The 9893-nt window shown below is 68.0% G+C and carries 12 protein-coding genes and 1 pseudogene; 5 read left to right on the top strand and 8 right to left on the bottom strand.

Annotated elements, in window-relative coordinates; all coding sequences use genetic code 11:
* The coding region (locus V7E45_RS35155) for a hypothetical protein (protein WP_333778320.1) at nucleotides 1-567 on the bottom strand (567 nt) is incomplete at its 3' end.
* Between the two features lie 945 nt (nucleotides 568-1512).
* Between V7E45_RS35155 and V7E45_RS40785 the strand changes: the two genes are divergently transcribed.
* Both V7E45_RS40785 and V7E45_RS35145 read left to right on the top strand, forming a co-directional pair.
* A complete protein-coding gene (locus tag V7E45_RS40785) occupies nucleotides 1513-1695 on the top strand; it encodes a DEAD/DEAH box helicase family protein (protein WP_443056328.1) in 183 nt (60 codons plus the stop codon).
* 301 nt (nucleotides 1696-1996) lie between these two features.
* A complete protein-coding gene (locus tag V7E45_RS35145; protein WP_333778318.1) occupies nucleotides 1997-2233 on the top strand; it encodes a hypothetical protein in 237 nt (78 codons plus the stop codon).
* Between the two features lie 496 nt (nucleotides 2234-2729).
* On the opposite strand, the gene V7E45_RS35140 is transcribed toward V7E45_RS35145, so the two are convergent.
* The 5 genes from V7E45_RS35140 to V7E45_RS35125 form a co-directional block, all read right to left on the bottom strand.
* The gene (locus V7E45_RS35140) at nucleotides 2730-3125 is read right to left on the bottom strand and encodes a hypothetical protein (protein WP_333778317.1); all 396 of its coding nucleotides are present in this window, start codon (nucleotides 3123-3125) and stop codon (nucleotides 2730-2732) included.
* A 201-nt stretch (nucleotides 3126-3326) separates the two neighbouring features.
* The gene (locus tag V7E45_RS40780; protein WP_443056329.1) at nucleotides 3327-3563 is read right to left on the bottom strand and encodes an alpha/beta fold hydrolase; all 237 of its coding nucleotides are present in this window, start codon (nucleotides 3561-3563) and stop codon (nucleotides 3327-3329) included.
* A 645-nt stretch (nucleotides 3564-4208) separates the two neighbouring features.
* A complete protein-coding gene (locus V7E45_RS35135) occupies nucleotides 4209-4631 on the bottom strand; it encodes an SRPBCC family protein (protein ID WP_333778316.1) in 423 nt (140 codons plus the stop codon).
* A 12-nt stretch (nucleotides 4632-4643) separates the two neighbouring features.
* Nucleotides 4644-5093 (bottom strand): MarR family winged helix-turn-helix transcriptional regulator, encoded by a 450-nt coding sequence (locus V7E45_RS35130; protein WP_333778315.1) that lies wholly within the window; start codon nucleotides 5091-5093, stop codon nucleotides 4644-4646.
* Between the two features lie 609 nt (nucleotides 5094-5702).
* Entirely contained in the window at nucleotides 5703-5852 is a 150-nt protein-coding gene (locus V7E45_RS35125; protein WP_333778314.1) for a hypothetical protein, read from the bottom strand.
* A gap of 326 nt (nucleotides 5853-6178) precedes the next feature.
* Between V7E45_RS35125 and V7E45_RS35120 the strand changes: the two genes are divergently transcribed.
* Nucleotides 6179-6886 carry a maleylpyruvate isomerase family mycothiol-dependent enzyme gene (locus V7E45_RS35120; RefSeq protein ID WP_333778313.1) on the top strand — a complete coding sequence of 236 codons (708 nt, stop codon included), beginning with the start codon at nucleotides 6179-6181 and terminating at the stop codon, nucleotides 6884-6886.
* A gap of 158 nt (nucleotides 6887-7044) precedes the next feature.
* Here V7E45_RS35120 and V7E45_RS35115 read toward each other — a convergent pair whose 3' ends face one another.
* Nucleotides 7045-7338 (bottom strand): hypothetical protein, encoded by a 294-nt coding sequence (locus V7E45_RS35115; RefSeq protein WP_333778312.1) that lies wholly within the window; start codon nucleotides 7336-7338, stop codon nucleotides 7045-7047.
* Between the two features lie 1094 nt (nucleotides 7339-8432).
* Between V7E45_RS35115 and V7E45_RS35110 the strand changes: the two are divergent.
* Together V7E45_RS35110 and V7E45_RS35105 are read left to right on the top strand one after the other, a co-directional pair.
* Nucleotides 8433-8747: pseudogene (locus tag V7E45_RS35110) on the top strand (MerR family transcriptional regulator); the annotation flags it as partial.
* 14 nt (nucleotides 8748-8761) lie between these two features.
* On the top strand, nucleotides 8762-9130 hold the full coding sequence (locus V7E45_RS35105; RefSeq protein ID WP_333778311.1) for a hypothetical protein: 369 nt from the start codon (nucleotides 8762-8764) through the stop codon (nucleotides 9128-9130).
* 34 nt (nucleotides 9131-9164) lie between these two features.
* On the opposite strand, the gene istB is transcribed toward V7E45_RS35105, so the two are convergent.
* Nucleotides 9165-9890, bottom strand: coding sequence for an IS21-like element helper ATPase IstB (gene istB, locus V7E45_RS35100; protein ID WP_333778321.1), 726 nt, complete (start codon nucleotides 9888-9890; stop codon nucleotides 9165-9167).
* Nucleotides 9891-9893: the final 3 nt, after the last annotated feature.

Raw genomic sequence — 9893 nt, 5'->3', positions numbered from 1 at the left:
CACGTAGGAGGTCTCCCACAGGCTCTTGTCGGAGCCGCCGCCGCGGTGGATCGCCCACAGTTTGCCGTCGAGGACGGCCAGGGAGGGGTCGTCCTGGCTGGCGTGGGCGGGGAAGCGCTGGTCCTCGCTCCAGCCCTTGCCCTCCTGGAAGACCGTCCACCACAGGCTGGTGTCCTTGTCAGGAGCTTTACTGACCGGGACGAGCATGCCGGGGGCGAACCACGGCGAGACGAGCCGACAGCCGTAGCCGGCGGACACGGCCTTGATCAGTACCGCCTTCACCTTGCAGTACGCCTCCACGATCTTGTTGAACGGTGACGGCAGGATGTTGCCTGCCGCGTCCCCGATCAGGTCGCTGATGTCCGCTGCCGTGTTGGCCGCCTCGGCATTGAGGTGAATCGCGAAGCCCCACCAATGCGTCGACGTCCCCACCTCGACGCCGCGCGCGGCCAGTTGCTCGACGGCCCGCTCAGCCCGCGCGATGTCCTCTCGCGTCGGAACAGCGTGGTCATGGCCCAACCGATACTCGGGGGCCATTTCCGCCTCGACTGCTTCATCCGTGGCCACGTGTACTCCTGGGTGTTGTCATGCAGCGCAGCTGCGCCTCAGCCGCGACTCCCGGAACGGGGGCCGGCACCATGACCTCACCAGACTCACGAGATAACTCACAGTAGCGATTAGGACACACTGGGTATTCAATGGCTGGTCCGTGCGGCGCCTCGACGGCCGGGCCCCGACCCCATCCCCGGCGGCCGGACCGGCGGGGTCCCAGCGTCGCCAACTCCGGGCGGACACAGCGCGGCCAGGTCGAAACCCGGCGAGACAGATGGACCACAAGATCAATCCGGGTGGGCTTTTCCTGCACCCTCGGCTCCTCACTCCCCCGCGAAGCGTGCGACACCCCTGTCGCCGACAGGCGAACCGCGGGGGCGCGTGCCGCGGGACGCTGAAAGCGCAGAATCGTTCACTCCTGCTCAAGTGCTGAAAAGAGACCTAAAGGGCTAAAAATAGTCCTTCCCACCCTGCCAACCGTGTGCTGTGCGCCGCCCCTCACCCCCTGCCACTGCCGCACCAGGAGGAGAGGGATCGCGCGCGAGGGGCGTCTGTTCGCGGTCCTCAATTTCGGGGCAAGGTGACCCGGAAGCCGTCCGGAGACGACCCTGGACCTGCTCGTGCAGACCGCCAGGCGTGGCGGGCGGTGGGTCACCGCTCCCCCGTGGTCGCGGTGCGCTCGCTGGTAGAACGGCCCGGTGCTCAAGGAGTTGGGGGTGCGCACCACCACCAACCCCCGTCCAGCTCGCCCTGTGGGCCGGGCACGGACCGGTGATCGTGTTCGCCACGTACGCCTCGCTCGTGGACCGTAAACGACTACGAGGACCTCCAGGAACAAGAGCAGCAGCAGCGCCTCGACGGGCCCTGGCAGAGTCTGGGGAGCGGGGGGTGCGGGCAAAAAGACGCGCGGCCCGCTGAAGGCCGCTCCGGCAGGCGGACGGCGCCTGTTGGGGTCCACAGATGGACAGCTTTGACCTCACCGTCGTGGACGAGGCCCACGGCACCGCGGGGGATCTTGGCAGGGCCTGGGCGGCGATCCACGACAACGCCCACAACCCCTCGGACTTCCGGCTGTACCTGACCGCGACCCCGCGCATCCTCGCCGCGCCCAGCCGCAGAAGGGCGCGGACCGGCAGGAGGTGAAGATCGCGAGCATGACCGACGACCCGCACGGCACGTACGGCGCGTAGCTGGCCGAACTCGGGCACTCCGAGGCGATCGAGCGGGGGCCTCGCCCCGTTCGAGATCGACGTGCTGGAGATCCGCGCCCCTCCCCCGCCTTCAGGCGAAACGCCCAGTGGCAAGAGGCCCACGGGACGGCGGGCTATTCGCCAGCGACATTCCGCGACCGCCTGGGATGGTGAGATGTCCCGGGGAAGGGAAAGCGATCACCAACCAGGTTCCGCGCTCTGGGAGGCAGGGCAGTTAGCAGACAGGAGACCAAGTGACCGCCATACCCCAGGGCCCCGACTGGACCCGTATGAAGCGCGCCGACTTCGACGACTCCGCTCCGCTCAACCTGGTCGAGGCGGCCGCGTGCCGGCCGGTGCCCGCCGTGCCCGACGAGTGCGGGACCCAAGCGCTGTTCGGGAAGGACCCGGAGTCACCGCGTCCCCGCCGCCCCCGCACGCCGGCCCCGGCACCCACCGAGGACTTCGAGAACACTGACACCTTGTTCTGAGCCAGTCTTCGAGTACAGGCCTGAAGACTCTGCGTGCTGACACCCTGCACGGCGGCAGGCGGCAGGCGCACCGCAACCGGCAGCACGGCTGAACGACGATCCCCGCACAGACTCGGCAGGGGCCGAATCGCGGCGTGCGTCTTGCATCCTCCCGCCGGTTGCTTCGGGTGCTTCCCGGATCACCCGCCGGCTCCGCGACTGGTGTGCCGCCGCTAAAGCCGCCCAGTGTGGCGCGGCGGCGGGGACGCTCACCCACCCAGCGCGAGCCCATGCTCGTCCAGGAGCCGGACAGCTGATGTTGACGGCTACGGGAGGCGTCAGAGCACACCGAGGATTCGAACGCGTCTTGAGAGTTTCGACCCGAGAGGGGGCCGCCGGGGCTTGGCAGGCGGTGTGCGGCGGCACTGCCGACTTCCGTCCGGACACAGTCGCGATGTTCCCGCCAACTAGTGTCCGGCGCCGACTGTGGCAAGGTCGCACAGGCACCCTGGACGGCTCAGTGGTCACCCATCGTCGGGCGCACGAGGCGTGGCAGTGGCTGATGCCAGTCACCCAGCTTTGTGAGGAGAAACTGGCGAGCGAGAGAACGAATGTCGTCCCATGCCGCATCTGTGGCCAGAGCGTTGTCCCAGAGGCCGACGCGGCGGGTGGCATCGATCTCGCCGATGCGACGGCCGATGGCCCGCAGATGACGCTGATCCGCAGGCTGAAGGGCTCCGCGCTCCGCGAGCCCTTCGGACACGCGGCACATGAGCTCCACCTCTTCAACGACGTCCTTCGTCTCCAGCTCACGGTCGCCCAGCCAGGCCAGTTGATCTTGACTGTCGGCCGCCAGGAGCGCCGTAACGCGCAGCGTCCAGGTGCGCAGGTTCGCGTCGCCGAGCTGGTTCATGCGTGCATGATCGCACCCGCTCCCGCAATCGTCTCCGAGGGCCCGGAGGCCGGCAACGGGACGAAGGCGGTGTACCACTGCCGCCACAGGTTCGGCAGGATGGCCCGCTGCCGAACCCAGGGGCGCGCCATGTTGAGCGCCAGGTAGCCACTGAAGCGCTCCGGTGGCCCAGAGACACATCCGGAAGCCGATATGGGCACCTTAGTCATGCCCGACCAGACCCCATCGATCGAGCCCGAGCGCGTCAAGCAGGGCAAGCATGTCGTCGGACAAGCCGTCGATTTCGTAGCTGCGCCGGCTCTGCCCCGGCCAACCGAAGCCCCGTAGGTCCAGACAGATCAACCGCAGCCGGGCAGCCGACCGGGTGCCAGGTGTACCAATGCTGTGGGAAGCCGTGCAGCAGCAGGACCGGCCTCCCGGCGCCGTACTGGGCAACATGCAACCGGATGCCGCGCACATCCAGTCAGCTGTGTTCGGCCCCTTCGGCTCCGGTAGCGGTCTGCCCGCGGCAACCGTGACCGAGGTCGTACTCGATCTCATGGGAATCACCTCTCGTCTCCGGGGGGCCGGTGAGGATCCGCTCCGGCATGCCAGGAGGGAAGGGCAAGCCGGGCAGTTCCCCGCTTCTGGTCGGTGGAGTCGGCCTCGGGCAGGGACCGGCGTCGGCGGGCTCGGGTCGCTTCTCCGGGGATCGGGGCGATTGTTTTGATCAAGACGCGGAGCTGTTCCGAGGCCGGGCGTTCGATGAACGTGACGTCCTCATCAGCAGCGGGGGGAGTTCAGCCTCGTACAGGCATCGCTGTCGGCAACAGCGACGGTTCCCGTTCGGGCGCTGCAGCCAACCAGCCGGAACGAGCGTGTAATGCCGGTCCCGGTTGTGCGTGCCGCCCGGATCGTCTGTCAGAGCGATGCGGGCGGTGATGCGTTTGCCGACGGGCTCCCGCCGCGCTTCAAATCCCCGGAACCAGCCGGCAGTCGAGCGGCGGGAGGGCCCGCACCGGCTGCCGCCGGGAGCGGGCCGGTGGCCGGGGGGGCGGGACAACCAGGACGGTCATCTGTCTCTCCCAGCCCGACCGGTGCACGTCAAGCGGAGGCGGCTCGCGGGGCGGTCTCCAGGATTTCCTTGAGGGCGGCCAGTTCGGAGTCGACCAGGTCGGCCTGCTGCTTGAAGACTTTTTTGGTGAGGGACGGCGGCTGATGAAAGGTGATCATAAATTCGGCCCCGTCGCCGTTGGGGACCACCCGGGCCGGCACGCACCAGGCGGCGGTGTCGTCGACGTAGTCATGGTCGAGGATGCCGAACTCGGCGTTCGCGCGCACGCGCAGCCTCGCCGGTCCAAGCGGGGTGGCCATGCGCCACCAGTCGGGGTCGTCGGTGGGCTCGATGGAATGAACGTTGACCACGGCCCACTTCGGCCAGTTCGCGGGGTCGGCAAGGAATGCGAAGACCTGCTCCCAGGGGCAGTCGATGCCGACGGTCTTGGTGATGGAATGCGTGATGCTCATCGTGCTCTTCTCTCAGGCCGTGTCGGGCGGCGCGGGGTGGGTCTGACCCACCAGACGCCGGATCCACTCCTCCAGCTGCCGCCGCTGACCGGCGTCGAGCGAGCCGAAGTAGTGGGCGTCGTTGCGGTCTGCGAGCTCGGCCAGGACCGGCACGAGGGCTTGCCCCTGACCGGTCAGCACCAACCGGACCGTACGCCGGGACGCCGGGTCGGGCTCGCGGCGGATCAGCCCCTTGGCCGCAAGACGGTCGACCAGCCGCGAGACGGCTCCAGGATCGATGTCCATGTGAGCGGCCACGGCCTTGGTGGTGTCGTGGCCGTGATACACGCTGATCATTACCCCCCACTGAGAGACGGTGACGTCGTACCGGGAGAGTTCGGTCTCGAAGCGGCTGTGCACCTCGTCGGAGAGGCGTCGCAGCCAGTAGCCGAGGTGGTCGTGGAGTCCGCTGGTGTTGCTCACCCACCCATCGTCGCTTGTCGCGACAACTCTTGTCAAGGCAAAGATTGAGCTTGGAGCGGCCGCTACGAAGGCGATCGGCCCGGCAGCTGCGCTGCGCCCGCCACGATCTCCGGGAACGCCGGGCCCATCTGGGTACCGCGGCGTGAGCGCAGCACGACGGTGCCCGCGTCGACGGAGACGGCCGCGCGGAACCCGTCCCAGGACGGCATCGATGTTCAAGCGGCTCAGGCCGTTCTGAATCGACCAGGCCGGGGCCCGGGAGGCGTTCCTCTCTGCGGCGGTGCTTGGCTTCCCGTTGCTCCTCGTCGCCTATTCACCGTCGAGCTGACTCAGTGCCGCTGCCATCCGACCTCGTCCGGGGCGAGGTCGATGGCGGTGTCCGGCCGCGGGCGTGGATGCGCAGCCGGTAGTTGTTGGGTCCGTCGAAGGAGAGCACGGGCAGGTCCAGGCGTCCATCAGGCCCCGCCACCATCAGCCCCCCCCCCCAGAGACCGAGTGCAGGGAGACCTCAGCCTTCGACTGGGGCCGCGACGGCTACGGCGGTGTCGCACCGTGCCGACGCACCAGCGTGCCCCTCCGCTTCGTGGCCCAGCAGCACTGCTCGACAGCTCAGCGCAGTCTCGGGCGCATCCCCGACACGGAGGGGCAGATGTGGTGGATCGCCCGGGCAACGTCACACTCACCCACCGACGAATAACGTTGCTCGCGCTTCGCCTCGATCAGCACCGGCAGCGAGGCGTAGGTGGCGAACACCGTCACCGGCCCCCGTCCGTGCCACGACCCCGACTGGGGCGCACTCGTCGTCGCCCGCACCCCAGCGAGAACAACCCTGGGTCATCGTCCAGCGAGCACACCGCAACCGCCCATCCGCGCGGGCGGTCGCAGAGCGGCTACCGCTGCCCTACGGCCCCCCTACGGCCCCTCCACCCTCTATCCGCCGGCCCGGACCAGCGCCGCGTGGCACCGCACCGGCTTGCGGCAGAGTGGCGTCGGGAGCCGTTTGACGCTGGGGAGACACCGTCCTTACACTCGATCCACTTTCCGTCAAATGAATAGAAGATTCCGAAATACGGAAAAGGTGGGGGATGTTGCAGCTCGATGCTCTGGGCCCGATCACCGCGTCCACGGATCGCTTCCTAGCCACGGTCACCTCCCTCTCCGAGGTCGAGGTCGCCGGGGAGACGCTGGTGCCGCCATGGACGCGCGGCCACGTCATCACCCATGTCGCGCGCGCCGCGGACAGTATGTGCCGACTGCTCACCTGGGCACGTACCGGCATAGAGACACCGCAGTACACGAGCATGGACGCCCGCGCCCTCGAGATCGAGGCAGGGGCCAGCCGACCGGTCACCGCTCTGGTGGCCGACGTCCGCAACACCTCCGCCCGATTCGAGGATCTGGTGCGTGCCCTGCCCCAGGCGGCCTGGCACAACGAGGTCCGTATGCGCACCGGCGAGCTGCGCACACCCGCAACCCTGGTCCTCACCCGACTGCGCGAACTGGAAATTCACCACGCCGACCTGGACATCGGCTACCGCTTCTCGGACATCCCGTCCGACGCCGCCCGATGGATCATCGGTGACATCGTCGAGGCACTCGCCCGGCGGCCGGCGACCCCGCCACTGCGTCTGGAAGCGACCGACACCGGCCTCGTTCACGCTCTAGGGGCCAACGGCCTTACGATCAGCGGACGGCAGGCTGACCTCCTCGCCTGGCTCAGCGGTCGCTCCCCCGGAAAGGGGCTCACCGCGGACGGCGCAAACGAGGTCCCACCGGCGCCCTTCTGGATATAGCCCCAGCCCGTGCCCGCCGCCCAGCGGCAGGAACCTGCCGTCCGGGTCCAGAGACGCCTGGGTGCGCACCACGTCGGCCAGGCTGAGGTGGAACGAGCCGGTTCCTGACCGTTGCTACATGAAGCGGGGGCGAGAATGGCCCCGGAACGGGCTCTCGCTCAGTGGTAGCCGAGCATGCCGGGGGTGTCGATGCCGATGGCGAGAATGCCGGGCGGGTAACGGTCCTCGTCGTCGGTCAGGAGGATGGGCATGCCGCCGGTGCAGTCCACGACGGCAGCGCCCGCGCCAGATGCGCCGCCGGCACCTGGCACCAGCCGGCCGGCTCCTCCTGCGCCACTTACGCCCAGCAGCACCTCCCCGTCGGGGCGCACGCTCTTGCGGCGGTCCAGGCGGGCGGCCCACCGCCACCCTCCCGTCAGTTCGGTGACCTGCAACCGGTAGGCAGCCGCCACCAGGTGCAAGAACGACCACGTCGTTCCCCCCGACAGGGACCACCCGCAGGACGGCATCCACCACCACCCTCCCATCACTGACTGACTCGAGCCCTTGACCGGCCACCGGTCGGGCCCAGTCCGGCCGGGCACACGTCTGCGCTTGGCCGAGCTCGGAGATTCGGGCAGGGGACGGTGGAGCGGGCGGCCGCGACGTCGAGGCGCATCGCGTCCATCAGGTTCAGCTCGGTCTCTGGACCTCCAATGCCCGGCCCTGTCCGTTCAGTGCTTGTGCTCCGGCCTGTGGCGGGCAACCCGGCGAAGGGCGCCCCTGCGCCTTGCGGTGTCGTTGTTCGAGGGCCGATTACCTCATCGTCGAATGCTCGGAAATCTATGTTGGCCGTAGTAGACATTGGGCTGTGGTGTGGTTATGGTTTCTCTCGTAGCCCGAAGAGGTCGAAGGGCCCGGCAGAGACGAACTGCCGGGCAGCAGGACCGCAGTACCCGCAGTTGCAGTGCGCAGGACGGTGCGGTGACGGAGTTTCGAAGCCAGGTTGGTTGCAGGACGGCGACGGGACTGGTGACCGGACCGGGTGGCCCGCAGTGATCAGGGGCCGCCGTGAGCAGTACCCGTAGCAGGTGCAGTTGGCAGTACCCCGCAGCGAAGTCAGTGAGCAGTACCTCGGTGAAGGCGTCGGCTGCGGGCGCACGCACCGGGACGTTCGGCAGTGGGGTTCTAAGCCAAAGCAGATGCAGGATGGGCGACAGAGCTGGCTGCCGAAGTGGCGCTGTGAGAGGCCACCAGCAGTACGCAACACCAGCAGTACGCAGTTCCCGTTTGGTAAGTGATTGATCCAGAGGAAAGAACGGAGGAGCCAAGCGCCATCAGGATCGCCCGGGCGAGCAGTACGGAGCCCGGGTACCGCAGGACATCGATAGTGAGGTGGTCTCCGGTCACGCATCCGCGATCCCCGCGCCCCCGACAGCAGTCAGGTCGGGTCTGCGGAAACAGAAGGCCGGCGCAGTATCAGGGCCGGCAGATGGTGTAGCTGTTCCTTCGGGGCCCGGGAGCCACATGCTCCCGGGCCCCTCCACGCGTTCCACAGAGAGGTGCAATGACAGCAGACGACTCGTTCGGCCGTCTCGATGACGACGACTACCCCGCCTACACCATGGGCCGGGCCGCCGAAATGCTCGGCACCACCCAAGACTTCCTCCGCGCCATCGGATAGCACCGCCTCATCACCCCGCTGCGCTCGGCCGGCGGACACCGCCGCTACTCCCGCTACCAGCTGCGCATCGCCGCCCGCGCCCGTGAACTCGTCGACCAGGGCACCCCCATCGAGGCGGCCTGCCGCATCGTCATCCTCGAAGACCAGCTCGAGCTTGGCGTCACTGCGGACGCTCAACAGGAAGGTGCCCGGGGCACGGAGGAGCGATTGTCGTGGGTGTCTTTGTCCGAATCAGAGGCTGGCTCGAGTGCGACAACCGGCAGCTTGCCCGAGTCAAGGAGATCGTCAGCTCCGAGGACCCCGATCGGACCTATAGCGGCGGCTGGGGCTTCCCGGCGCGGCAGTACAACTTCACCAACTGGGTGTTCTTCGGCGCTGACATGCGCGAGCAGTCCTTGGACTGGTTCCGGGAACAACTACGTCTCGTAGCGCAGATTCCTGCCTCGGACGATGACAACGACCTGGTCACCGGCCTCTTCCTCGTCAGCCATGAGGTCGAGGGCATGAGTGAGTGGCAGGTCCGCGATGGGGGTGTAGTGATCGGAGGCGCAAACGGGGAGTATCAGTACCTCGACGAGTAGTGCCCCGATCTGCTGGCTGCAGAGACCCAGGCAATCAAGCCACGGTGGTGTCGCGTTCGATGGCGGCGAGGCGGTTCTTCAGCCGGTAGCTGGGGCCGTTGATGAAGATCACGTCGCAGTGGTGCAGGAGACGGTCGAGGATCGCCGTGGCGAGGATGTCGTCGCCAAAGACCTGCCCCCACTCGCTGAAGGTCTTGTTCGAGGTCAGGATGATCGAGCCCTTCTCGTAGCGCTTGGAGCTCACTTGGAAGACCAGGTTCTCCTCGGCGCGTTCCAAGGGCTCGTAGCCCACCTCGTCGACCACGAGAACGCTCGGCCGCAGGTAGGTACGGAGTTTGCTGGTCAGCCGCCCGGCTACTTCAGCGGTCTTGAGGTGGCGGACCATGTCGTCAAGGGTGGTGAAGTAGATCGAGTAGCCGGCCCGGCAGGCCACGACCGCGAGGGCGACGGCCAGGTGGGTCTTCCCGACGCCGGGCGGGCCCAGCAGCGCCGCGTTGGCCTTGCCCTCGACGAAGGAGAGGGTGGCGAGGTCCTTGACCTTGCGTGGGTCGAGCTCGGGCTGGAAGGAGAAGTCGTAGTCGTCCAGCGTTTTGTGGTGCGGCAGCCTCGACTGCCGCAGGCCCTGGCTGAAGTCCAGCCGGAGCGCAACCCCGCGCCCGCCGCCCCAACCCCGGCCGCGGCCGCCGTCCGCGGCCGGCGGGAGTGCCCCTCCTCCCGACGTGGAGAGGCGAGACCGCCAGATGAGGTCCACCCTCCTCAGCGT

Origin of the sequence: Streptomyces sp. IBSBF 3136 (genome assembly GCF_036815105.1) — a bacterium.
Lineage (GTDB): Bacteria > Actinomycetota > Actinomycetes > Streptomycetales > Streptomycetaceae > Streptomyces.
Note: the sequence above shows the minus strand (reverse complement) of the source record. Positions and strands in the feature narration are given on the sequence as shown.